20 protein-coding genes are annotated in these 23,415 nt (G+C 66.8%); 11 read left to right on the top strand and 9 right to left on the bottom strand.

Translation table 11 applies throughout. The features are described from left to right. A partial coding sequence (locus tag VHO04_RS16260) for a glycoside hydrolase family 6 protein (protein WP_329629279.1) occupies positions 1-1,029 on the top strand: 1,029 nt, incomplete at its 5' end. Positions 1,030-1,047: 18 nt separating this feature from the next. On the opposite strand, the gene VHO04_RS16255 is transcribed toward VHO04_RS16260, so the two are convergent. After that, positions 1,048-2,049: a LacI family DNA-binding transcriptional regulator gene (locus VHO04_RS16255; RefSeq protein WP_329629283.1), complete on the bottom strand. Its 1,002-nt coding sequence runs from the start codon at positions 2,047-2,049 to the stop codon at positions 1,048-1,050. A 177-nt stretch (positions 2,050-2,226) separates the two neighbouring features. On the opposite strand from VHO04_RS16255, the gene VHO04_RS16250 reads away from it, so the two are divergent. Together VHO04_RS16250 and VHO04_RS16245 are read left to right on the top strand one after the other, a co-directional pair. After that, the gene (locus VHO04_RS16250; RefSeq protein WP_329629278.1) at positions 2,227-4,740 is read left to right on the top strand and encodes an exo 1,3/1,4-beta-D-glucan glucohydrolase; all 2,514 of its coding nucleotides are present in this window, start codon (positions 2,227-2,229) and stop codon (positions 4,738-4,740) included. Positions 4,741-4,762: 22 nt separating this feature from the next. Next, positions 4,763-7,390 carry a TonB-dependent receptor gene (locus VHO04_RS16245; RefSeq protein ID WP_329629277.1) on the top strand — a complete coding sequence of 876 codons (2,628 nt, stop codon included), beginning with the start codon at positions 4,763-4,765 and terminating at the stop codon, positions 7,388-7,390. Positions 7,391-7,480: 90 nt separating this feature from the next. Here the strand turns inward: VHO04_RS16245 and trmB are convergent, their stop codons facing one another. From trmB to VHO04_RS16215, 6 genes are all read right to left on the bottom strand, one after another. Further along, the gene (gene trmB / locus VHO04_RS16240; protein ID WP_329629276.1) at positions 7,481-8,212 is read right to left on the bottom strand and encodes a tRNA (guanine(46)-N(7))-methyltransferase TrmB; all 732 of its coding nucleotides are present in this window, start codon (positions 8,210-8,212) and stop codon (positions 7,481-7,483) included. A gap of 52 nt (positions 8,213-8,264) precedes the next feature. Then, positions 8,265-9,491: a methionine adenosyltransferase gene (gene metK / locus VHO04_RS16235; protein ID WP_329629275.1), complete on the bottom strand. Its 1,227-nt coding sequence runs from the start codon at positions 9,489-9,491 to the stop codon at positions 8,265-8,267. Positions 9,492-9,545: 54 nt separating this feature from the next. Further along, entirely contained in the window at positions 9,546-11,171 is a 1,626-nt protein-coding gene (gene lnt / locus VHO04_RS16230) for an apolipoprotein N-acyltransferase (protein WP_329629274.1), read from the bottom strand. A gap of 263 nt (positions 11,172-11,434) precedes the next feature. Next, entirely contained in the window at positions 11,435-11,836 is a 402-nt protein-coding gene (locus VHO04_RS16225) for a DUF2141 domain-containing protein (RefSeq protein ID WP_329629273.1), read from the bottom strand. Next, positions 11,790-12,551: a sterol desaturase family protein gene (locus tag VHO04_RS16220; protein WP_329629272.1), complete on the bottom strand. Its 762-nt coding sequence runs from the start codon at positions 12,549-12,551 to the stop codon at positions 11,790-11,792. Before VHO04_RS16220 ends, VHO04_RS16225 begins: the two co-directional genes overlap by 47 nt. Beyond that, positions 12,548-13,081 (bottom strand): N-acetyltransferase family protein, encoded by a 534-nt coding sequence (locus VHO04_RS16215; RefSeq protein WP_329629271.1) that lies wholly within the window; start codon positions 13,079-13,081, stop codon positions 12,548-12,550. Before VHO04_RS16215 ends, VHO04_RS16220 begins: the two co-directional genes overlap by 4 nt. 51 nt (positions 13,082-13,132) lie before the next feature. Between VHO04_RS16215 and crtY the strand changes: the two genes are divergently transcribed. The 6 genes from crtY (at position 13,133) to VHO04_RS16185 (ending at position 18,605) form a co-directional block, all read left to right on the top strand. Then, positions 13,133-14,284, top strand: coding sequence for a lycopene beta-cyclase CrtY (crtY, locus tag VHO04_RS16210; protein WP_414713129.1), 1,152 nt, complete (start codon positions 13,133-13,135; stop codon positions 14,282-14,284). Further along, the gene (locus tag VHO04_RS16205) at positions 14,281-15,756 is read left to right on the top strand and encodes a phytoene desaturase (RefSeq protein ID WP_329629269.1); all 1,476 of its coding nucleotides are present in this window, start codon (positions 14,281-14,283) and stop codon (positions 15,754-15,756) included. Before crtY ends, VHO04_RS16205 begins: the two co-directional genes overlap by 4 nt. A gap of 88 nt (positions 15,757-15,844) precedes the next feature. Beyond that, positions 15,845-16,426: a TIGR00730 family Rossman fold protein gene (locus tag VHO04_RS16200; RefSeq protein ID WP_329629268.1), complete on the top strand. Its 582-nt coding sequence runs from the start codon at positions 15,845-15,847 to the stop codon at positions 16,424-16,426. Between the two features lie 108 nt (positions 16,427-16,534). Continuing rightward, positions 16,535-17,524 carry a phytoene/squalene synthase family protein gene (locus VHO04_RS16195; RefSeq protein ID WP_329629267.1) on the top strand — a complete coding sequence of 330 codons (990 nt, stop codon included), beginning with the start codon at positions 16,535-16,537 and terminating at the stop codon, positions 17,522-17,524. After that, the gene (gene pnuC, locus VHO04_RS16190; RefSeq protein WP_329629266.1) at positions 17,521-18,090 is read left to right on the top strand and encodes a nicotinamide riboside transporter PnuC; all 570 of its coding nucleotides are present in this window, start codon (positions 17,521-17,523) and stop codon (positions 18,088-18,090) included. The genes VHO04_RS16195 and pnuC overlap by 4 nt, the downstream gene beginning before the upstream one ends. Then, the gene (locus VHO04_RS16185; RefSeq protein ID WP_329629265.1) at positions 18,087-18,605 is read left to right on the top strand and encodes an AAA family ATPase; all 519 of its coding nucleotides are present in this window, start codon (positions 18,087-18,089) and stop codon (positions 18,603-18,605) included. The genes pnuC and VHO04_RS16185 overlap by 4 nt, the downstream gene beginning before the upstream one ends. A gap of 167 nt (positions 18,606-18,772) precedes the next feature. Here VHO04_RS16185 and VHO04_RS16180 read toward each other — a convergent pair whose 3' ends face one another. After that, positions 18,773-20,305: a class I adenylate-forming enzyme family protein gene (locus tag VHO04_RS16180; protein ID WP_329629264.1), complete on the bottom strand. Its 1,533-nt coding sequence runs from the start codon at positions 20,303-20,305 to the stop codon at positions 18,773-18,775. Between the two features lie 65 nt (positions 20,306-20,370). Between VHO04_RS16180 and VHO04_RS16175 the strand changes: the two genes are divergently transcribed. After that, the gene (locus VHO04_RS16175; protein WP_329629263.1) at positions 20,371-21,078 is read left to right on the top strand and encodes a response regulator transcription factor; all 708 of its coding nucleotides are present in this window, start codon (positions 20,371-20,373) and stop codon (positions 21,076-21,078) included. Positions 21,079-21,329: 251 nt separating this feature from the next. On the opposite strand, the gene VHO04_RS16170 is transcribed toward VHO04_RS16175, so the two are convergent. Further along, complete coding sequence (locus VHO04_RS16170; protein WP_329629262.1) at positions 21,330-21,599, bottom strand: hypothetical protein; 270 nt, start codon at positions 21,597-21,599, stop codon at positions 21,330-21,332. A 266-nt stretch (positions 21,600-21,865) separates the two neighbouring features. On the opposite strand from VHO04_RS16170, the gene VHO04_RS16165 reads away from it, so the two are divergent. Further along, positions 21,866-23,350, top strand: coding sequence for a heme peroxidase family protein (locus VHO04_RS16165; protein WP_329629261.1), 1,485 nt, complete (start codon positions 21,866-21,868; stop codon positions 23,348-23,350). Positions 23,351-23,415: the final 65 nt, after the last annotated feature.

Here is a 23,415-nt window from a genome sequence, read left to right as displayed (position 1 = left end):
CCCTCGGCGACCTGGTTCGCCTATGGCACGCCGGAGATTGTCGAGGCGCGGGTGCGCGACATCGTCGACCGGGCGGCCGCCGAAGGGCGGCTCCCCGTGCTCGTTGCCTATAATATCCCTTATCGCGACTGCGCCCTCTATTCGGCGGGCGGCGCCGCGGATGGCCGCGCCTATCTTGCCTGGATTCGCGGATTTGCCGCCGGCATCGGCGATCGCGCGGCGATCGTGGTCCTCGAACCCGACGGGCTCGGCGTCATTCCATGGCATCGGACGCTAGCGGGCGAGGAGGAGGCCTGCCGGCCGGAAGGGCAGGATGAATCGGCGGCCGGACGGCGCTATGATCAATTGCGGAGCGCGGTCGATATCTTCTCTGCCCTGCCGGGCGTACGCCTGTATCTCGACGGCACCGGCAGCAGCTGGCTTGCACCGGGGGAGATTGCGAGCCGGCTGATAAAGGCCGACGTCGCGAAGGCGGAGGGGTTTTTTCTCAACGTCTCCAATTTCGAAAGCGACGAACGCGTCGTTCCTTATGCCCGCTGGGTCAGCGACTGCCTCGCGCTCGTGACCGAAGGAGGGCTCGATCCCCGCGCCTGTCCGAGCCAATATCATCCCGCCGCGTTCGACGATCCTTCGACATGGGGAAAAACCGACGCGGCTTACGACCGGCTGTTCGAACGCGCGGGGCTGAAACGCGACCCGGCCCGCCAGAAACATGCGGTGATCGATACGAGCCGCAACGGGCGGGGGTCGTGGCAACCGCCCGCGGGCCGATATCGGGATGCCGAAGTTTGGTGCAATCCGCCGGAGCGCGGGCTCGGACGCCGACCGGCGCTCGACAGCGGCAACCCCTATGTCGATGCCTTCCTCTGGATCAAGATTCCCGGCGAATCCGACGGCGAATGTCTTCGCGGCACGGCGGGTCCGGCGGATCCCGAGCGCGGCATGACGGCACCGCGCGCCGGAACCTGGTTTCCCGAACAGGTGCGCGAACTCATCGAATTCGCGAATCCGCCGCTTCCGCCGGAATGAGCGGCGCGTGCGGCTTCGCTAATCGGGTGGCGCTGCCGTCGACGCGCGAACGAGCAGTTCATGGGGATGGTCACGGCGGACCGGTGGTGCCGGCTCCGTCGCGCCGTCGAGCGCGGCGATCAGGCGATCGGCGGCATCCCACGCCATCTGGCGCACCGGTTGATTGACGGTCGTGAGCTGGGGCCAGGCGGTGCGCGACACTTCGGAATTATCGAAGCCTGCGACCGAGAGGTCGCCGGGAACCGTCAGGCCGAGATCGCGCGCCGCGGCTATGGCCGCCACGGCCATGTCGTCGTTCTGCGCCAGAATCGCGGTCGGGCGGGGAACCCGGCCGAGAAGGTCGAGCGCGACGCGATAGCCGACGTCATAGGTGAAGTCGCCCGTGACGACCAAGGTGTCATCGATCGCGACGCCGGCTTCGCCGAAGGCTTGCCGATAGCCTTCCATGCGGCCCTTGCTCGCGGCATGCGAGGGGTCGCCGAGAATGATGCCGATGCGCCGGTGGCCGAGCGCCAGCAGGTGCGCCGCGACCTCTTGCCCGGCCGCGACCTCGTCCATCGCGACGATGATGCCGCGATCGAGATCGTGGTGCGGTGTGATGCGGGCATAGGGGAAATTCTGCCGATCGAGAATGTCGAGCAGTTCGGGCTGATCGCAGGCCGGCGGCGCGAGGAGGGCGCCGTCGAGCCCGGCGCGCAGGAGAAGCTTGCCGAGCTCGTCGGGCCGGCTCGCGACATGATTGAAGGGAAGCACGACGAGGCGATAGCGCCCGTTCTCGAGCCGGCTCAGCGCGCCGTTCTGCAGTTCGACCACATAGCTCGGGCTCGGGCGTTCATATGTCAGGCCGATCAGGAAGGAGCGGCGCGCGATGAGGCTCTGCGCGGCGATATTGGGATGATAGTCGAGCGCGGCCGCGGCCTCCTTGACCTTGCGGCGCACCGCTTCGCTGACATGCGGGGCATCGTTGAGCGCGCGCGAGACGGTCTTGGGAGTCACCCCCGCGATCCGCGCGACGTCGATGATCGTCGATCTTTTTGAAATTTCTCCCTCCGATCAGTGGGATAAATGCCTTGAATACCTTTTCAACGCCCCCGGCGCGCGCTTCTCATAGCGCGTCGCTTGACTTCTGTCGATCAGCGTCGGTAAACGTTGACCGAGAATCGGTAAACGTTGACAACTATCGGGATGGGAGGGGAAATGCATCTGCCGCGCGGCATTGCCATGGCGCTTGGAGCGACGTCGCTGATGGCGTTCGCTTCGCCGTTCCTCGCTGAAATCCCGGCGGCGCGTGCCGCTGCCGCCGAAGCGGGCGCCGGTGCGGCCCATCCGGCCATGTGGCCGGCGCGCACGGCGACGGTCGCCCGCGACCCCGCGGTCGAGCAGCGGGTCGACGCCTTGATCGCGGCGATGTCGCTCGAACAGAAGGTCGGCCAGATCATCCAGGCCGACATCGCCAGCGTCACCCCCGACGATGTCTATCGCTACCATCTGGGTTCGGTGCTCAACGGCGGCAACTCTGACCCCGGCGGGCATTATAATGCCCCGGCGAAGGACTGGCTTGCCGCCGCCGATGCCTTTTATGCCGCCTCGATGAAGCCCGACGGCAAGCTCCCCCGGATTCCGGTGATCTGGGGCAGCGACGCGGTTCATGGACACAATAATGTCATCGGCGCGACGCTGTTCCCGCACAACATCGGTCTCGGCGCGGCGCGGAATCCCGATCTCGTCCGCCGGATCGGCGCGGCGACCGCGATCGAGATGCGGGTGACCGGGCTCGACTGGACCTTCGCCCCGACGCTGGCCGTGGTGCGCGACGATCGCTGGGGGCGAACCTATGAAGGCTTCGGCGAAACGCCCGAGATCGCGGCGAGCTATGCCGCCCCGCTGATCGAGGGGCTTCAGGGCCGGATCGGCGACAAGGACTGGCTGCGCGGCCCGCATATCATCGCGACGGCCAAGCATTTCCTCGGCGACGGCGGAACGGCGGGCGGCAAGGATCAGGGCGACGCCCGGATGCCCGAGGCGCAATTGCGCGACCTGTTCAGCCCGCCCTATCTTCCCGCGCTCGACGCTGGCGTCCAGTCGGTGATGGTCAGCTTTTCGAGCTGGAACGGTGCCAAGATGCACGGCAACGGCTCGCTGCTGACCGGCGTGATGAAGGAGCGGTGGAACTTCGACGGCTTCCTCGTCGGCGACTGGAACGGCCATGGCCAGGTCGCGGGCTGTACTACGACCGATTGCCCGCAATCGGCGATCGCCGGGCTCGACATGTATATGGCGCCCGACAGCTGGAAGGAGCTCTATCGGACGACGCTCGCGCATGCGCGCGACGGGACGCTGCCGGTGGCGCGGCTCGACGACGCGGTGCGGCGCATCCTGCGCGTGAAGATCCGCGCCGGGCTGTTCGAGGCGGGAAAGCCTTCGTTGCGGCCCTACGGCGGGCAATTCGACCTGCTCGGCAGCAAGGATCATCGGGCGCTGGCGCGCGAAGCGGTGCGCGAATCGCTCGTCCTTCTCAAGAACGCGGGCGGATTGCTTCCCTTGAAGCCGGGCGCGAATGTCCTGGTGGCGGGCGACGGCGCCGACAATCTGACCAAGCAGACCGGCGGCTGGACGCTGAGCTGGCAGGGCACCGGCACCAAACGCAGCGACTTTCCGAACGCGCAATCGATCTGGGAAGGGATCGACGCGAACGTGCGGGCGGCGGGCGGGGCCGCGACATTGGCGGTCGACGGCCGTTATGCGCGGAGGCCCGACGTCGCGATCGTCGTCTTTGGCGAGGAACCCTATGCCGAATTTCAGGGCGACCGCCCCGATGTCGGATACGACGATGCGAAGAATCTGGCGCTTCTCCGATCGCTCAAGGCGGCGGGCGTGCCGACGGTCGCGGTGTTCCTTTCGGGCCGGGCGATGTGGGTCAATCCGTTCCTGAACGCATCGGATGCCTTCGTGGCGGCCTGGCTCCCGGGGTCCGAGGGCGGCGGCGTCGCCGACGTCCTGTTCGGAAAAGCCGATTTTCGCGGGAAGCTGCCGTACAGCTGGCCGCGGTCGAGCGACCAGACCGACGTCAATGTCGGCGATGCCGATTATGATCCGCTTTTCCCTTATGGGTTCGGGCTGACTTTCGCCGACAAGGGCGACCTTGCCCCGGTGCCCGAGGAGCGGGCGAATGCGGCGGCCGCCGATCCCGGCCTGCTCTTCGCGTCCGGCAAGCCGGGAAAAGGGCGGAGTCTGTTGCTCGGCGCGCCCGGCGCGCTGTCGACCAATCCCGGCCCCGACCTCATCGAAGCCCGCGCCGCCGATCGCGCCGCGCAGGAGGATTCGGTGCGCCTGCGCTGGACGGGCGCGGGGCCGGCGGTCGCGGCGATCGTCCAGGATGCGCCCGTCGATCTCTCGCGCCAGGCGAACGGCGACCTTGCGCTGGAACTCGAACTGAAAGTCGATGCGCCGCCTTCGGCCGACGTGAGCCTTTTAATGGGATGCGGCGCGCGCTGCGCCGGCGGTTTTCCGATCCGCCCCGTGCTCGCCGAAGCGGCGAAGACGGGAAAGTGGACGCGGATCGCGGTGCCGCTCCGCTGTTTCGAGAAAGCGGGGGTCGACATGACGCGCGTCGAAACGCCGCTGAGCCTCGCCACGTCGGGAACGCTCGATCTCATCTTGTCCGCGGCGCGCATCGTCTCGCCGTCGGGGCCGCAGCTTGCATGCAAATAAGAGTCGGAACAGGGAGGATGACATGAACAGGGGTAAATTCACGCGCACTGCGCTTCTGGCGCTGCTTTCGACGGCTGCGGCGGCTCCGGCCTATGCGCAGGATGCCGGAACGGGCGAGGGCGCAAGCGAGGATCGCGACCAGATCATCGTGACGGCGAACCGCCGCGCGGAAAATTCGCAGGATGTTTCGGGCGTCGTCCAGGCGCTGAACGCCGATCAACTGCGCCAGGACGGCATCGCCGAGCTTCGCCAGTTGCAGGTCGCCGTTCCGGGGCTCAGCATCGCCAATCAGGAAGGCAATGTCGAAATCTTCATCCGCGGCGTCGGTTCGGCCAACAACACCGAACTCGGCGACCCGGGCGCGGCGCCGCATCTCAACGGCACTTATATCCCGCGTCCGCGCGGGCTCGGGCTCATGTTCTACGACCTCGACCGCGTCGAGGTGAACAAGGGGCCGCAGGGCACGCTCTATGGGCGCAACGCGCTCGCCGGGACGCTCAATATCATCACGGCAAAGCCCCGCCTCGGCGAATTCGGCGGCTATGCGCAGGCCGAGATCGCCAACCGCTCATCCTATGGTGCCGAAGGCGCGATCAATATTCCCTTGGGCGACACCTTCGCGATCCGCGCGGCGGGTTATTACATCAACCGCGACTATGGCTTCAAAAACGTCTCGACCGGCGCGCCGGCAAGCGGGCTCAAGCCCGCGGGGCTCGAGGAAAATTATGCGGGCCGCCTGTCGCTGCTCTGGGAACCGAGCGACCGGCTCAGCATCTCGATCGTCGGCGACTATGGCAAGGAAACCGGCACCGGCTATCCCGGCGCGAACATCTTCAGCGCCGTCGTGGCAAGCGGTCTGCGGCCTGACAAGCTCGATCTGAAACATGTCGTCTATCGCGGCCTGCAGGGCGACATGGAGAATGAACTCTGGGGCATCCAGGGCAAGATCAACTATGATTTCGGCAGTTTCGGCGCCGAACTGACCGGCAGCTATCGCTCGGTCGACTTCTATCAGGTCAACGCATCGAGCGACGGGATCGACTATCCCGGCCGCGACCTGTCGGCGGTCCAGTACGACAATTATTCGGGCAATTTCTGGCAGACCAAGTCGAAGAGCCAGGTCTATGAAGCGCGCCTGTTCGCGAACGACGACCAGCGCTTGCGCTGGAACCTTGGCGCCTTCTATTTCAAGGAGGACCAGGCCGTCGGCTATCTCGCGCTCGCCGACCGCGGCTATTGCTGCTACTCGGCGACCGAATTCACGATGCCCGACGTCAACGGCGAAAGCTATGCCTTCTACGCCGACGGGACCTATGACGTTGCCGACCGGCTGCGCTTTCTCGCCGGTATTCGCTACACCAAGGAAAAGAAGTCGCGGTACGGGATCGGCGGCAACTGGGCGCTGACCCTCGGCGGCGAGGATTATGCCTGCTGCTTTGCGACGCGCGTCGGCACCGAAGGCTTCCGTCCCGCCTTGCTCGACCGGCCCAATTTCGACGTCAGCAACATCACGACGCCGCAGGGCATGGCGCAATTCCTGATCGAAGGGATCAAGACGCCGGGCCGGCGCGACACGCTGATCGATCAGATCGGGGCGATCGCCAACGGCACCAATCCCAACGGCACCTGCACCGACCGGCCCGACATCGACAACGGGTTCGTCAACTGCCCGGCGCTCAACCCGTCGAACACCAACGGCGGCTTCAGCTACGCCAATCTAACGATCCCCGGCCAGCAGATCGGCAGCTCGAAGTTCGACTTCGTCGACTGGCGGGTCGGGCTCGAATATGACCTGAGCGATGACCACATGCTCTATGCGAAGGTCTCGACCGGCCATAAGTCGGGCGGCTTCAACGACAGCTTCAACGGATCGCCGATCCCCGAGACCTTCAGCCCGGAAAAGCTGCTCGTCTATGAAATCGGCAGCCGCAACAGCTTCGACTTCTTCGGCCGTCCCGCGGTGTTCAACCTGACCGGATTCTATTACGACTACACCAACCAGGTCTTTCAGGATCTGACCTGCATCAACCTCGACAGCACGCAGAACCCGCCGGTCTGCAACGGCTATTCGCTCGTCAACCGCAACATCGGCGCCTCGCGCATCTATGGGGCCGAAGCCGAGATGCGCTTCAAGCTGCCGGGCCATTTCGGACTCGATATCAACGCCGCCTATCTCGATACGAAGATCACCCGCGGCACCGTGGCCGACGCGCGCGCGCAGGATTTCGGCGCCGGCGGCAATTCGCCGCTGATCAGCCTCGTCGGCAATCGGCTGCCGCTCGCATCGAAAATGAACATCAGCGCGCGGCTCTCGCAGTGGTTCGACGCGGGGCCGGGCCGCCTCGACTGGCAGGCGCTGCTCAACTATCGCTCGTCCTATTATCTCAGCCAGTTCAACGAGGCCGACATCGTCTTCCTCGATGGCACGCGCCAGAGCGCTTTCGCGGCGGGCTTCCCGGACCGGCAGAAGGGCTATGCGACGCTCAATCTCGGCATCGGCTATACGATCGACAACTTCCGGCTCGAAGCCTGGGCGAGCAATTTCCTGAACGAGGAAGTGTCGCAAAAGGCGCTGGTGGGGTCGTCGCTGAACATCCGATTCCTGAACGACGCCCGCAGCTATGGCCTGCGCTTTCGCGTGAATTTCTAAAAAAAAAGGGAGGGGCAGCCGCCCGCGTCGCTGAGCGGTGCGGACGGCTGCCTAAGGCCCTGGAAAAAGCTTCCTTCAAAAATATGGCGCTTATCGGCGCCGCCAGCGAAAATACCAGACCTCGTGCCCCTGCGCGCGGGCCTTGGCTTCATAGCGGGTTTCGGGCCAGCCGCCGGGGCGGACGAGGAAATCCTTTGCTTCCTGCGCCAGCCATTCGAACTGGTGGCGATGGCGCCGCATCACCATCAGCGCGTGCGCGAGATAGATGGGATGGTCGGTGCCGAAGCGGAACTCGCCGCCGGACTTCAGCTTCGCGGCGATGAGGTCGATCGGGCCGTCGTTCATCATCCGCCGCTTCGCGTGGCGGGCCTTCGGCCAGGGGTCGGGGTGCAGCAGATAGACGAAGCTCAGCGCGCCGTCGGCTATGCGGCGCAGCACTTCGAGCGCGTCGCCGTGGTGGATGCGGACATTGGCGAGCGGCAGGCGCGCGCCGCCCTTTTCTGCGAGATGCGGATCGCCCGAGACGTGGACGAGCGCCTGGGCGACGCCGTTGACAAAGGGTTCGGCGCCGATGAAGCCATGGTCGGGCAGCATGTCGGCGCGCGCCGCCATATGCTCGCCGCCGCCGAAACCGATCTCGAAATGCAAGGGGCGGTCATAGCCGAACAGCAATTCGGCGGTGACCGGCCCCTCGGCCGGAACCGCAATCTGCGGCAGCAGATTGTCGACCAGATCCTGCTGGCCCGCGCGCAAAGGCTTGCCCTTGGCGCGGCCATAGAGGCGGTTGAGGGTGGTCGGATCGCCCGATTTATAAGCCGTCATGGCGCGCGCGTTAGCGCGGAGCGGCGGGGGCGGCAAGCACCCCCACGGTCCATCAGCCGGCGATCGCGGCCTTCAGCCGGTCGGTGAGATCGGTGCGCTCCCACGGAAAAGCGTCGCCGTCCGCAGTGCGGCCGAAATGGCCGTAGGCGGCGGTCTGCTTGTAGATCGGCTTGTTGAGGCCGAGGTGGGTGCGGATCCCCTTGGGCGTCAGCCGGACGAGCTGCGGCAGCGTCTGTTCGAGCGCGGCTTCGCTCACGCCCTCGGCGCCGGTGCCGTGCAGGTCGACATAGACCGACAGCGGCTCGGCGACGCCGATCGCGTAGCTGAGCTGGATCGTGCAGCGGCGCGCGAGGCCCGCGGCGACGATGTTCTTGGCGAGGTAGCGCGTGACATAGGCGGCCGAGCGGTCGACCTTGGTCGGGTCCTTGCCGCTGAACGCGCCGCCGCCGTGCGGGCTGGCGCCGCCATAAGTGTCGACGATGATCTTGCGGCCGGTCAGGCCGGCGTCGCCATCCGGGCCACCGATCTCAAAACGGCCCGTCGGGTTGATGTGATAGACGGTGTTCGCGGTCAGCAGTTCGGCGGGCAGCACGTCGGCGATCACGCCGAGCACATATTTGCGAAGCTCCTGATATTTCGCCTCGTCGCCTTCGCCGCCGTGGAAGAAATAGCCCGGGGCGTGCTGGGTCGACACGACGATCGCGGTCGCCTCGACCGGGCGCTCGTTTGCATAGCGCAGCGTGACCTGGCTCTTGGCATCGGGTTCGAGGAAGGGTGCGGTGCCCGCCTTGCGGTCGGCGGCCATGCGTTCGAGGATCTTGTGACTGTAATCGAGCGTCGCGGGCATCAGGTCGGGCGTCTCGTCGGAGGCATAGCCGAACATGATGCCCTGGTCGCCCGCGCCTTCGTCCTTGTCGGCGCTCTCGTCGACGCCCTGCGCGATGTGCGCCGACTGGCCGTGGAGGTTGTTCTCGAAGCGGAACTGGTTCCAGTGGAAGCCTGACTGTTCATAGCCGATTTCCTTGACCGTCTGGCGGACGGTCGCCTCGATCTCGTCGAGCGCGCCGGGCGCCCATTCGCCATCCTCGAACACGCCCTTGCAGCGGATTTCGCCCGCCAGCACGACGAGCTGAGTCGTGGTCAGCGTCTCGCACGCGACGCGCGCCTCGGGGTCCTTCGACAGGAACAGGTCGACGATCGAATCCGAAATCTGGTCGGCGACCTTGTCGGGATGGCCTTCGGAGACGCTTTCGGAGGTGAAGAGGAAGCTGTTGCGCATGGAAGAGGCCTTTTGGGTTATCCGATATAAAGGATGCTTTATGTCGCGCCGCTGTTAGCGTCCGCGCCGCCGAAAGGCAATGGCGGCCGCGAGCAGCAGCAGCGCAAATCCGACCGGCAGCACATTGCCATATTGTGCGAAGAGCGTCGGTGCGTGGGCCCTGGGAACGAAGGTGTCGATACGTCCGGCCGCGTGCATCGGCAGCGAATCGAGGACGCGGCCGTCGGCGTCGATCACCGCGCTGATCCCCGTCGGAGTCGCGCGGATCACGGGCAGCCCCTCCTCGATCGCGCGGAGCCGCGCCTGCGCCAAGTGCTGCGGCGGGCCCCAGCTTCCGAACCAGGCGTCGTTCGAGGGATTGAAGATGAAATCGGGGCGATGGGTGCGGTCGACGACCTGGCCCGAAAAGATGATCTCGTAGCAGATCTGCAGCCCCGCCTTGCCGAAGCGGCCGAGGTCGAGCGTGTGGGGGCCGGGGCCGGGCCAGAAATCGATGTCGCCCGGCGCAAGGCGCGACAGCCCGATCGCCGACAGGATCGGCCGCATCGGCAGATATTCGCCATAGGGGACAAGGTGCGCCTTGTCATAGCGTGCGCCGAGCGTGCCGTCGGCGTGGACCGTCATCACCGCGTTGCGCGCGCCGACGACACTGCCGTCGCGTCCGAGTTCGAGCTTCAGCGCGCCGAGCAGCATGACGTCGTTCGGGTTCATCAGGTCGGTCAGCCGCCCGCGCGCCTCGGCGGGCGAGCGGTCGTAATAGACGGCGGGATAACCGGTCTCCAGATAATCGGGAATCGCCGCCTCGGGCCACAGGATCAGGCGCGGGGTATCGTCCTTCGGCGCGGTCAGCCGCGCGAGCTTGGCGAAATTGGCGTCGGCCTTGCCGCCCTCCCATTTGTCCTGCTGGCCGACGTTGGGCTGGACGACGGTGATGGGGATGGTGCCGGGCTTCGGTTTCCGTTCGGAAGGCGAAGTGGGCATGAAATAGACCGCGGCCATGAACAGCGCGATGACGGCGCCGAAGCCCAGCTGATAGAGAAGTTGCTGGCGTTCGGGTATCTCGCGCGGCGTTTCGCTCGTCGTCCGGCGATCGAAATAGGGTAGCACGTAAATCGCAGCGACGAAAAGCACGAGCCCGGACAAGCCATAGGTCCCGATCCATTGCGCTGGTTGGGCAAAGCCGATGGCGATCGCGCCCAATGGATTCCACGCAAAGCCGGTAAACACCCAGCTTCGCAGCCACTCGGTCAGCGTCCAGAGTCCGGCAAAGGCCAGAGTATAGGAAGGTGTTGTCAGGCGTATCGCAGGTTCGCCCCAGCCCCGCACCGTCCACGCCCCCCAAGCCGCGAGCGCGGGATAGATCGCCAGATACAGCGACAGCAGCACCACCGCGACCCACCCCAGCCATGCGGGCATCGCCGCCTGATAGGTAAAGGCGGTCGCGATCCAGTTCAGCCCGATGGTGAAATGCCCGACCCCGAACGCCCAGCCCACGCCGAGCGCGCGCCAGCCTTTGCGGCTCCGCGCGACGAGCGTCATCCAGCCCGCGAAAGCGAGCAGGGTCAGCGGCCAGAGGTTCAGCGGCGCGAAGCCGGTCGCCGACACGGCGCCGAGAGCCAGGGCGACGAGCTTCGGCCAGCGGTCGGCGAAAGCGATGATGCGGGAGGAGGTCGCGGTCACGCGCGCTGCTTTAGCGGCGCGGCGGTGCTGCGACAATGACGCTTGCGCGTTTGGGGCGGTCGACTGGTCGGCCGGTCGGCCGGTTTCGAGCGGAGGCGACCGAAAGCCATCCTCCCCCAACGGGGGAGGGGGACCACCCGCAGGGTGGTGGAGGGGCAGGTGCGCCATAATGTTTCGTCTCGGTGGCAAGGCAAGCCGCCCGTGCCCCTCCACCATGCTTCGCATGGTCCCCCTCCCCGTGCCGGGGAGGATCGGCATCGCCTCTACAGCATATATTTCATCTTGATCGACTGGCGCATGTCGCCCGTCACCGCGAAACTCGCCGATTTGAAGCTCGGCGGGCCGACGGTGATCGCCGGGTTGCGCGAAAAGCCGAAGCCTTCCTTGGGCAGGAAGATCGCGACGTCCAACTTGTTGTTGCTGTTCTCGTCGTGGACGACCGCGATCGCATAGGTGCCGGCCGCGGGCGCGTGGATCAGGAAATCGCCCGCGTCGACGGCCTTCACCGCCATGCGGACCGCTCCTTTGTCCTTGCTGCAGTCGGGGAACGCCTTGGGATTTGTCGTCAGGCAGACGAGGATCTGCCCTTTCGTGTTCCGCAGCCCGATGACGCTGACCTCAACCGTCGGCGGCGGCGCGCTCGCCGCCATCAGCAACAGCGCCAAAGCGGCCCAGCCCGATATCCGTGCCGCACGCCTTGTCCCAGAAGCGGAAGTACAGGCCATAATTCCCCCGATAGGCCGCGTGATGCGCCTCGTGATGCGTCGCGGTTATCAGCCATCGCCCCGCCGGTCCATGGACGAGCGCGCGCGGAAACATCTCCCACCCCATATGATTGCCGACGCCCATCACCGTCATGATCGTCAGAACCAGCCCCAGCATCGCGACATGGATCGGGATGAGGAATACCAGTGCCGGAATGACGATCGCGCCGGTGATCGCCTCGATGGGATGAAAGCTCATCGCTGCCCAGGCGGTCGGCGGGCGGCTCCGGTGATGGACGGCGTGCGCGATGCGGAACCAGCGCGGCCGGTGCATCAGCCGATGCGTCCAATAGAACCATGTGTCGTGGATCAGCAGATAGGCGAAGAGACTGACCGGCAGATACCAGATCGGAAAGGCGTGAAGATCGGTATAGATGCGCGTCCAGCCGCGCGCCTGCCATCCCCAGGCGACGATGCCCGCGGGCACGCCGTAGATCGCGGCGCTCGCGAGGCTCCACCCGATCTCGCGCCGCATCTGCGCCTCGAGCCCGCGATAGAGGCCGGGATGCTTCAGCCGCGTGGCGAAGGCGAAAGCGCCGCTGCTGAGCAGATAGCGAACCCCGACGATCGCCGTCATCGCGAGCGCCGACAGCGCGATGGCGGCGGCGGCGCTCATTCCGGCGGCGGGCTCGCGGCGCCTGCGCCGAGCGCGCGCTGCATGAAGACCGTGTCGAGCCAGCGTCCGTGCTTCCACCCGCTCGCGTCGAGCCGTCCGGCATGGGCGAAGCCGCAGCGCGCGTGGAGCGCGACCGACGCGGGTTCGGCGCCGCCGATCACCGCGATCATCGTGCGAAAGCCGGCCGCTTCCGCCGCGATCAGCAAGGCTTCGAGCAGCGCCCGGCCGATCCCGCGCCCCTGATGTGCGGGATCGACATAGATGCTGTCCTCGCACGCCCAGGCATAAGCAGGGCGGTCGCGGAACTGGCTCGCATAGGCATAGCCCGCGACCGTGCCGTCCGCGCCGCGCGCGATCAGGAAGGGCCAGCCCTTCGCCCGATGCTCGGAAATCAGCCCCGCGGTGGCGAGCGCGCTGCGCGGCTCGATGTCATAGGTTGCGGTGCCGTGCGCGACATGATGGGCATAGATGGCGGCGACCGGCTTCGCATCGTCGGGCGTGGCGGGAGTGATGAGGGGGGCGACGTGCATAGGAAAGCGATAGCCGCTGCGCGTCTTGCTCGCTAGGTCTGCTGCATGGCCGTGCCCGAACCCGTTTCCTGCGACATCGCCATCGTCGGCGGCGGGCTCGCGGGCGGGCTCGCGGCGTTGGCGCTCGCGCGGCGGCGCCCCGAACTCGACGTGCGGCTGATCGAGCCCGGCGCGGTCGGCGGCAATCATGTCTGGTCCTTCTTCGACGCCGACGTCGCGGCCCGCGACCGCTGGCTGGTCGAGCCGCTGATCGGCCACCGATGGGACGGCTACGACGTCGCCTTCCCCGCCCATCGCCGCAGCGTGCCGATGCCCTACAATAGCATCACCGGCGAAGCGCTCGCCGAAGCGGTCGCCGCGGCGCTGCCCGCCGGACGGCTGATCGCCAAGTCGGCGATCCTGCTCGCGCCGCAGGCGGTCGGCTTCGACGACGGCACCCGGCTCGGCGCGCGCCATGTCATCGACGCGCGCGGGGTCGGCGACCTTGCCGGCATCGATTGCGGCTGGCAAAAATTCGTCGGGCAGGCGCTCAGGATCGAGGGCGGCCACGGCCTCGCGCGGCCGGTCGTGATGGACGCGACGGTCGCGCAGATCGGCGGCTATCGCTTCGTTTATTGTCTGCCGTTCGATGCCGAAACCGCCTTCGTCGAGGATACCTATTACAGCGACGACGCGGCGCTCGACGTCGCGGCGGTGCGCGATCGGATCGCCGCCTATGCGGATGCGCGCGGCTGGACCGTCACCGGCGTCGAGCGCGAGGAGACGGGGTGGCTGCCCGTCGTCATGGCGGGCGATTTCGATAGGTTCTGGCCCGAGGAGGCTGGCGTCGCGCGCATCGGTGTCCGCGCGGGACTCTTTCACGCGACGACGGGCTATTCCTTGCCCGATGCCGTTTGCACCGCGGCGGCGCTGCCATGGATGGTGGATCGGTCCGATTTGGGCGCGATGCTGCGAAAGGGGGCGGCCAAGGCGTGGCGGCGCCAGCGCTTCTACCGGATGCTCGGCGCGATGCTGTTCCGCGCCGCTGCGCCCGAGGAGCGCTATCGTGTCTTCGAGCGCTTCTACCGTCTCTCCCCCGGCCTTATCGCGCGCTTCTACGCGGGCGCCTCGACCGCAAGGGACAAGCTGCGCATTCTTTCGGGCAAGCCGCCGGTGCCGGTCGGAAAAGCGCTTGCCGCGCTGGCGAAACTGGATTGGCGATGAAGCGCGCGATCGTCATCGGTGCGGGTTTCGGCGGGCTGGCGCTCGCGATCCGGCTCCAGTCGGCAGGGGTCGCAACGACGATCGTCGAGGCGCGCGACAAGCCCGGCGGGCGCGCCTATCATTGGGTGCGGGACGGCTTCACCTTCGACGCCGGACCGACGGTGATCACCGATCCGCCGTGCCTCAGCGAGCTTTGGGCGCTGAGCGGGCAGGACATGGCGCGCGACGTCGATCTGATGCCGGTGATGCCCTTCTACCGGCTCGACTGGCCGGACGGTTCGCGTTTCGACTATGCGAACGACGAGGCCGCGCTCCGCGCCGAAATCGCGAAGCTGAACCCCGAAGATATCGCGGGCTACGAACGCTTCCTGAGCTATTCGCGCGGGGTCTATAAGCAGGGCTATGTGAAGCTTGGCGCGGTCGCTTTCCTCGACTTCGCGTCGATGGTCCGCGCCGCGCCCGCGCTGATGAAATATCGGGCATGGCGCAGCGTCTATGCGGTCGTTTCCTCCTTTGTGAAGGACGAACGGCTGCGGCAGGCGCTGTCGTTCCATACGCTGCTGGTGGGCGGCAATCCGATGACGACCAGCGCCATCTATGCGCTGATCCACACGATCGAGAAGCAGGGCGGCGTCTGGTGGGCGCGCGGCGGGACCAACGCGCTGGTGTCGGGGATGGTGCGGCTGTTCGAGCGGCTCGGCGGCACCTTGCGCCTCGGCGATCCGGTCGCCGCAATCGAGACGGCGGGCGACCGCGTAACCGGCGTCCGGACACGCAGCGGCTGGCACGGTGCGGCCGACATGGTCGCGTGCAACGGCGACCTGATGCACAGCTATCGCGACCTGCTCGCCGGGCATCCGCGCGGAGCCAGGGTCGCACGCGGCCTGGCGCGCAAGCGCTGGTCGCCGTCGCTGTTCGTCGTCCATTTCGGGGTCAAGGGCGACTATCCCGGCATCGCGCATCACAGCATATTGTTCGGCCCGCGCTACAAGGGATTGCTGCGCGATATCTACGGCGGCGTCGTGCCGGAGGATTTCTCGCTCTACCTGCATCATCCGAGCGCGACCGATCGCGGCATGGCGCCCGAAGGCCATGCGACCTTTTACGCACTCGCCCCCGTCGCGCATCTCGGCAAGGCACAGGCCGACTGGGACGGCGCGTTCGGCGCGCGCTTCGCCGACGCGATATTGGAAGAGGTCGAGCGCCGCGTCCTGCCGGGCCTGCGTGCCCATCTCGTCACGCGCTTTCATTACACCCCCGCCGATTTCGGCCGCGACCTGTCGGCGCATCTCGGCAGCGCGTTCAGCCTCGAACCCCTGCTGCGGCAGAGCGCGTATTTTCGCGCGCATAATCGCGACGACCGGATTTCGAATCTTTACTTCGTCGGCGCGGGGACGCATCCCGGTGCGGGGATTCCGGGGGTGGTCGGAAGCGCGAAGGCGACCGCTGCCTTGATGCTGGAAAGCGGCTAGCCCTTTACTTTCCGGTCATTCCCGCGAAGGCGGGAATCCAGCTGGACCCCCGCCTTCGCGGGGTGACGAACAGGAACAGAGTGACGAAATGAAACGCCTTGCCGTCTATTGCGGGTCCGCGACTCCCGACGATCCGATCTATATCGAAACCGCGCGCCACGTCGGCCGCACACTGGCCCAGCGCGGCATCGGCGTCGTCTATGGCGGCGGCCGGCTCGGGCTGATGGGCGCGGTCGCCGACAGCGCGCTGGAGGCGGGGGGCGAGGTGATCGGGGTGATCCCCGATGCGCTCGTCGGGACCGAAGTCGCGCATCGCGGCGTCACCGAACTCCACGTCGTTTCGGGGATGCACGAGCGCAAGACGATGTTCACCGACCTGTCGGACGGCTTCCTCACCATCCCCGGCGGCGTCGGTACGATGGACGAATTGTGGGAAGCGATCAGCTGGGCGCAACTCGGCTATCATGCAAAGCCCGTGGGCCTGCTCAACGCGGCGGGCTTCTACAACGATCTCATCGCCTTCAATCGCCGCATGATCGAGGTCGGTTTCATCCGCCCCGCGCACGCCGGGATCATGATCGTCGACGCCGGGATCGACGAACTGCTCGACAAGATGGCGGCCTATCAGCCGCACGAACCGATCTTCGCGATGAAGGCCGACGATCTGTGACGCGAGTCCGGGGGATATTCTTCTCCCCTCCCGCTTGCGGGAGGGGGTGGCCAGAGTCGCGTGCCTCTGGCCACGGGAGGTCCTGTTTTCGGCGAGACCGTTCTCCACATGCCCTCCCCTAACCCCTCCCACAAGTGGGAGGGGGACTCTCGCTACGACGCCCCCGCCCTGCACGGCTTTGCGTACGACAGCATCGCGAGGGGCTCGAAAAGTTTCGCGCTCGCCAGCCGGCTGTTCGACCGCATCACCCGCGAGCGCGTGTGGCTGCTCTACGCCTGGTGCCGCGCCGCTGACGACCTGACCGACGGGCAGGATCATGGCGGCGCGATGGCATCGGGGCACGATGCCGCCGCGGCGATCGGCAGGATTCGCCCACTGACCGACCGCGCCTATGCCGGCGAGCTCACGGGCGATCCCGCCTTCGACGCGCTCGGTCTGTTGCTCACGGAGGTCGAGATACCGCGTGCAGTCATCGACGACATCATCGCGGGTTTCGAGCTCGACGCGCAGGATTGGCGGCCGCGCAGCGAGGCCGATCTGCTCCGCTATTGCTATCATGTCGCGGGCGCGGTGGGGGTCGCGATGGCGCTGGTGATGGGCATCGACCCCAGGGACGAGACGACGCTCGACCGCGCCTCCGACCTCGGCATGGCCTTCCAGCTCGCCAATATCGCGCGCGACATTGCCGAGGATGCGGCCGCCGATCGCTGCTACCTGCCGGTCGAATGGATGGTCGAGCTCGACATTCCGCCGGGTCAGCACATGCACCCCGCCTTTCGCCCGCGCCTTGCGGTGATGGCGAAATGGCTGTCGGAAATGGCGGCGGATTACGAGGCGTCGGCGCGCTGGGGCGCGCGCAAGCTCGGCCCGCGCAGCCGCTGGGCGGTGCTCGCGGCGGCGGGCATCTATGGCGACATCGCACGCGAGGTCCGGGCGCGCGGCAACCATGCCTGGGATCATCGCGCCGCGACCTCGCTTCCCGCCAAACTCGGCTGGACCCTGCGCGCCGGCTGGTCGGTGCTCCGCCGCCCGCCGCAGCGGCGGATCAGCCGCGACGGGCTGTGGACGCGGCCGCGCCATGAGGAGGCGGCGGCGTGAGCCAGCTCGAATGGATCGCGGCGGCGCTGGTGCTGATCAACGTCGCGCTCGTCGCGCTGCGCAGCGTCTGGAACTATCCCTTCGCGCTCGTCGCGGTGACGCTCTACGCCTTCGTCTTCTATGAAGCGAAGCTCTACAGCGACATGCTGCTCCAGGGCTTTTTCCTTGTGCTCAACCTCTACGGCCTGTTCGCCTGGGTTCGCGCGCGCGAAGAGAACGGCATCCCGGTCGGCTGGATGGGCGCGCGCGCGCGCTGGGTCTGGGGCGGCGCGACCGTCGCCGCGTGGATCGGCTGGAGCGCCGCGATGCACCGCTACACCGACGCGGCGGCGCCGTGGATCGACGGCGCGATCGCGATGGCCAGCATCACCGCGCAATGGCTGCTCGCGCGCCGCCGCGTCGAAAGCTGGTTCCTCTGGATTTTCGTCGACCTGATCGCGGTGCCTTTGTTCGCGTGGCGCGGCCTCTATGCGACCAGCGCGGTCTATGTCGTGCTGCTCGGCCTGTCGATCGACGGCTTGATCCAGTGGCGCCGCGCGGCGGCGGCGGGGGCGGCGCCGGCATGACGCGCCACATCTGCCTCCACGGCGCCGAAAGCACCGGCAAGTCGACACTCGCGCCTCGCCTCGCCGCGCGTCTCGGTGCGCTGGTCGTCCCCGAATATGGCCGCGCCTATGCCGAGGCGAACGGCACCGAGTTCGACGAGGCCGCCTTGCTCGCGATCTTCCACGGCCATGTCGCGGCGACGCAGGACGCGCTGGCGCAAAAGCCCGAATGGCTGGTCTCGGACACCGACCCGCTGATGACGCAGGCGTGGGCAATCATGCTGCTCGGCCGCCGCCTGCCCGAAATCGACGCGTGGACCGACACCGCCGACCTCTATCTCGTCCCGGCGATGGACCTGCCGTGGCAGGAGGACGGCACCCGCCTCTTCGGCAGCGACCTCGCGCGCCGCCAGTTCATGGACGTCGCCCTCGCCGAACTCGACCGGCGGAAGCTGCCATGGGCGTGGGTCGAGGGCGACGGCGACGCGCGACTGGAAAGCGCGCTCGCGGCGGTGCAGGCAGCGGGGCTGGCGTAATTAGAGAATGCTGGATGTCGGCTTTGGGGTGGGAAGCGGCCCCTTCCAAACTCTCGTCATCCCGGACTTGATCCGGGATCCATTCTCTCAGCGCCGGATGAATGGATCCCGGATCAAGTCCGGGATGACGACGCAAGATAGGTCCGCAATCGGTCGCTACCCGCCATTCACCCCGCATAGGCATCGCGCAATTCGCGCTTCAGCACCTTGCCGATCGCGCTGCGCGGGAGTTCGTCGACGACCTTGATCGCGCTCAGCCGCTGAGTCTTGCCGACCTTGGCGTTGCAGTCGGCGCGTACCGCTTCGGCGTCCGCGCCATCCCTCAGCACCACGAACGCCACGGGCGTTTCGCCCCATTCCTCGCTCGGCATGCCGACGACGGTCGCCTCGACGACGCGCTCGTCGGCGTTCAATATCGCTTCGAGGTCGCTCGGAAAGATGTTGAAGCCGCCCGAGATGATCATGTCCTTGGCGCGGTCCATCAGGGTCAGGAAGCCGTCCTCGTCGATGCGGCCGATGTCGCCATGGCGATAGAAGAGGTTTCCTTCGGCGTCGTGCCAGTGCATCGCCTTCGTCGCGTCGGGGCGGTTGTTGTAGCCGGTCATCATCGCCGGCGAGCGGCCGACGACCTCGCCGACCGATCCCTGCGGCAGTTCGTTGCCCTCCTCGTCGATCACTTTCGCGACATGGCCGGGCGCGGGCCTGCCGACGGTGTGGAGCTTGTCGGGGAATTGATGCGCCTCGAGGATGAAGGCCGCGCCGCCCTCGGTCATGCCGTAGATTTCGACGAGCCCGCCGGGCCAGCGCTTCAGCACGTCGGCCTTGAGCGCGGCGGGGAAGGGGGCCGAGGTGCAATATTTCATCACGAAGCCGGACAGGTCGAACGCGTCGAAATCGTCGAGCGCCATGATCCGCCGATATTGCACCGGCACCAGCATCGTGTTGGTCGCGCGCTCGCGTTCGGCCAGCTCCAGGAATCCGTGCGCGTCGAATTTCTTCATCAGCACGACCTGCCCGCCCGATCCGACGGTGGGGAGGAAGCTCGCCATCGTCGTGTTCGAATAGAGCGGGGTCGACAGGATCGTCACCGCCCTCGGCCCATAGGCCGGAACCCCGCGCTGGATATGCTGCCAGCGCATCGCATGGCTGTGGACGATGCCTTTCGGCGTGCCGGTGGTGCCCGACGAATAGATGATGTTGAACCCGTCTTCGGGCATGATGGCGACCGGCGCGGGCGCCGTCCCCGCGGGCGCCATCCACTCGTCGAGCGCCACGCCGACACCGCTGCCGTCCATCGCGATGCGGTCGCGCGCGGCGACGCTCTGCCCTTCGAGGCTCGCCGCCGCCGCGCTGTCGAGGAACAGGTGGCGCGCGCCGGTGTCGGCGATCATCGCCGCCATCTGCTCGCCGGTCGCGCTGTTGGTGATCAGCCCGGCGACCCCGCCGGCGCGCAGCGTGCCGAGGATCACTGCCATCTGTTCGACGCTGTTCAGCCCGGCGATCGCGGTGCGGTCGCCCTTGGCGAAGCCGTCGGCTTGCAGCCGCGCCGCGATCCGGTCGATCGTTGCGTCCAGTTCGGACCAGCTCAGCCGCCGCGCCGGGTCGGCAGCGGCTATGGCGTCGGGACGTTCGGCCGCATGGGCGCGGACGAGATCGGGCAGGGTGGCGAAGTCGGCTTCGAGCAAGGTGGCACTGGTCATGACTCGGGGTTAGCACAGCGGGGGCGCGGTGCAATGCCGGGCGTGGCGGATCGGGGGAGACGCGAATGGAGGCGATCGGCGCAGCGGCGGATGAGGGCAGGGCGCCGCTGGTCGCCGTCTATCATCCGCTGCGCGACCGGGCTTTGTTCGATTCCGTAACGGCGGCGGGGCATCGCGCGTATATTCTGCCCGCGCCGGTCGGCGGGCTGCGGCCCTGGCTCGATTGCTGTTTCGACCTTCTGGCGATCAATCCCTTTCTGGGCTGGCAGGAGCCGTCCGCGTTCGTCCGGCTCGCGCGCAGCATCGCGGGACGCCGTCCGCTGCTCGTTCTGTCGGACCGCGATTCGCTCGATGACCGGATGACCGCGCTGACAGGCGGCGCGGACGACGCAGTCGGCTGGACCGACAATCTGCCCGAACTGCTCGCGCGCATCGCCAGCCTCATTCGCCGCAGTCGGCTCGCGGCGGGCCAACTCGGCGAGGGGGAACTGCGTATCGACCTGATCGACCGGCGCGTCGAGCGCGCGGGGCGGCTGATCCGCCTGCCGCTGCGCGAATTCGATCTGCTCGCCAACCTCGCGCGCGTTCCCGACCGGCCGCTATCGCGATCGGCGCTGCTGAAGGCGGTGTGGCGGATCGACTTCGACCCCGGAACCAACCGGGTCGAGGTGCATATGTCGCGGCTCCGCGCCAAGGTCGATCGCGATTTCGCCTGGCCGATGCTGCGCACGGTGAAGGGCCACGGCTATACGCTGCGCTCGCGGCCGGATTGACGATCGTCGTTTCTGCTCCGTCCGCACGATGGCGACGGCTTTGGGGTGGGGAGCGGACGTCTCCTCCTCTCCCCTTGAGGGAGAGGATAGCGCAGCTTGCTCCCTTGGGAGCTAGCGAAGCTTGGAGAGGGTGCGACGCCAGCGGACGCAAAACCCCCTCTCAACTTCGGCTAGGCAGCAAACTGCCAAGCCTTCGTATCTCTCCCTCAAGGGGAGAGAGTAGGATCCTTACCTATGGCCGCTCCCGCTCGCTAGCTGCCGTCCGTTTTATCCGCCCGATCCACCATATCCATGAAATCGCGCGCCACGTTGCGTTCGGCCTCGTCCTTGAACGCGACGTCGAGGTCGGGCGCGACGCCGAGCATGTGCATCAGCGCCCATAGCGCGAAGCGGCGGCCGGGGTTGGTTTCGAGGCCAAAATCGACGCGCATGCGTTCGGTGCCCGCGGCGTGCGCTTCCGGGTGGATTGCCGCGAGGTCGGTGGTGCCGAAATAGCGGCGAAGCTGGTCGTCGAAATCCATCGCCGTCCTTTCTGTCGGTTCGCGTCGCTTGGCAAGCTGCTGCATGGCGAACGGCTGCGCACCAAAGGCGCGGCCTGTCGCACCTTTGCTGCAACCGGGCAGGTAAACGGGAAATTAGCCCTCAATCTTCTTGGCCCCCGCGCCCGCGGCGTGCAGCCTGCCCCTCTTGGTGTCGTGCCAGAACAGCGGATGCACGCCTGTCCCCGCGACGGCGAAGCCCTCCCGACAATCGCACATCGTTAGAAGAAATAGCAGGAGAGACTGCCATGCCTCGTCACGGCGTATATCCGCGCGACATCGTTCCGCCGCGCTCAAAATATTCGGATGCGGGCCGCTTCGGCCGCCTGTTCGGAGAGCTTCCGCCCTTTGCCGCCGACACCCCCGATGTCCGCGCCGCGCTGATGGAGATCGGCAAGCCCGGCGGCATCATGGACGCCAAGGACAATCTGACCAAAACTCCGGCCGAGCTGATCACTGACCCGGCGCTGTCGGCGAAGAACAGCGACAATCCCCATCTGACCGCGGGCTTCACCTTCCTCGGCCAGTTCCTCGATCACGACATGACCTTCGATCCGACCTCCAGCCTCGAACGGCAGGTCGACCCCGAACAGATCGCCAATTTCCGCACCCCCAGCCTCGGCCTCGACAATGTCTATGGCGCCGGGCCGGGCGGCAGTCCGCATCTCTATGACACGCAGGGCGGCAAGGGCAGCAAGTTCCTGCTCGAGGCCACCGGCACCGCGAACAAGTTCGACCTGCCGCGCAACAGCCAGAAGGTCGCGTTGATCGGCGATCCGCGCGACGACGAGAATCTGATCATCAGCCAGCTTCAGGTCGCTTTCCTGAAGTTCCACAACGAGGTCGTCGACTATGTGAAGACCAAGATCAAGCTGACCGGCTCCGACGAGATTTTCGCCGAGGCGCAGCGGATCGTGCGCTGGCATTATCAATGGATGATCGTCCATGAATTCCTGCGCCGGACCTGCGGCGACACGGTGGTCGACGACGTGCTCCAGAACGGGCGCAAATATTATAGCTGGCACAACGAGCCCTATATTCCGGTCGAATTCTCGGTCGCCGCCTATCGCTTCGGACATAGCCAGATCCGCCCGTCGTACCGTGCGAACTTCACCGGCAACGGGGGCAATCCCTTCTTCGCGATGATCTTCAAGCCGACCCCGTCGGACCCCGGCGATCCCGACGATCTGTCAGGCGGCTGCCGGGCGCCGCGGCGTTTCGTCGACTGGCCGACCTTCTTCGACTTCGCCGACGGCAATGTGAAGCCGAACAAGAAGATCGACACGACGCTGTCGACCGCGCTGTTCCGCCTGCCGGGCTCGGTGGTGCCGAACCCCGATCCCAAGACCAACCCGGCCTCGCTCGCGCAGCGCAACCTGCTGCGCCACCTGACCTTCGCGCTCCCCTCGGGCCAGCGCGTCGCCCGCGCGATGAAGCTGCCCGAGCTGTCGAAGGGCGACCTTGCCGACCTCAAGCCTCACGGCTTCGACGACCGCACGCCGCTCTGGTTCTACATATTGCGCGAGGCGCAGACGGTCGAGAATGGCGAACGGCTCGGCCCCGTAGGCGCGCGGATCGTGACCGAGGTTTTCCTCGGGCTGCTCCAGGGCGACAAGGGCTCCTATCTGGCGCAGGACCCCGAATGGCAGCCGTTCCTGCCGACCGTCGATCCATCGAAGAAAGGCGACGATTTCAGGATGGTCGACCTGCTGCGCTACGCCAAGGTGGCGTGAGCGAAGCCTTTTTCGCTCGTCATTGCGAGCCAAGCGAAGCAATCTCCAGTCCGCGTTCCTCCAAC

The sequence above is a fragment of the Sphingopyxis sp. genome (genome assembly GCF_036261875.1).
Lineage (GTDB): Bacteria > Pseudomonadota > Alphaproteobacteria > Sphingomonadales > Sphingomonadaceae > Sphingopyxis.
This window is presented reverse-complemented; position numbering and strand designations above follow the sequence as displayed.

Excerpts from the sequence above, each read along its gene's own strand:
- metK (WP_329629275.1), bottom strand. The coding sequence starts at position 9,491 with ATGCGCAACAGCTTCCTCTTCACCTCCGAAAGCGTCTCCGAAGGCCAT.
- VHO04_RS16250 (WP_329629278.1), top strand. The coding sequence starts at position 2,227 with ATGCATCTGCCGCGCGGCATTGCCATGGCGCTTGGAGCGACGTCGCTG.
- VHO04_RS16170 (WP_329629262.1), bottom strand. The coding sequence starts at position 21,599 with ATGGATTTCGACGACCAGCTTCGCCGCTATTTCGGCACCACCGACCTC.
- VHO04_RS16200 (WP_329629268.1), top strand. The coding sequence starts at position 15,845 with ATGAAACGCCTTGCCGTCTATTGCGGGTCCGCGACTCCCGACGATCCG.
- VHO04_RS16220 (WP_329629272.1), bottom strand. The coding sequence starts at position 12,551 with ATGAGCGCCGCCGCCGCCATCGCGCTGTCGGCGCTCGCGATGACGGCG.
- VHO04_RS16180 (WP_329629264.1), bottom strand. The coding sequence starts at position 20,305 with ATGACCAGTGCCACCTTGCTCGAAGCCGACTTCGCCACCCTGCCCGAT.
- VHO04_RS16245 (WP_329629277.1), top strand. The coding sequence starts at position 4,763 with ATGAACAGGGGTAAATTCACGCGCACTGCGCTTCTGGCGCTGCTTTCG.
- VHO04_RS16215 (WP_329629271.1), bottom strand. The coding sequence starts at position 13,081 with ATGCACGTCGCCCCCCTCATCACTCCCGCCACGCCCGACGATGCGAAG.
- VHO04_RS16175 (WP_329629263.1), top strand. The coding sequence starts at position 20,371 with ATGGAGGCGATCGGCGCAGCGGCGGATGAGGGCAGGGCGCCGCTGGTC.
- VHO04_RS16185 (WP_329629265.1), top strand. The coding sequence starts at position 18,087 with ATGACGCGCCACATCTGCCTCCACGGCGCCGAAAGCACCGGCAAGTCG.
- VHO04_RS16165 (WP_329629261.1), top strand. The coding sequence starts at position 21,866 with ATGCCTCGTCACGGCGTATATCCGCGCGACATCGTTCCGCCGCGCTCA.
- VHO04_RS16195 (WP_329629267.1), top strand. The coding sequence starts at position 16,535 with ATGCCCTCCCCTAACCCCTCCCACAAGTGGGAGGGGGACTCTCGCTAC.
- VHO04_RS16205 (WP_329629269.1), top strand. The coding sequence starts at position 14,281 with ATGAAGCGCGCGATCGTCATCGGTGCGGGTTTCGGCGGGCTGGCGCTC.
- trmB (WP_329629276.1), bottom strand. The coding sequence starts at position 8,212 with ATGACGGCTTATAAATCGGGCGATCCGACCACCCTCAACCGCCTCTAT.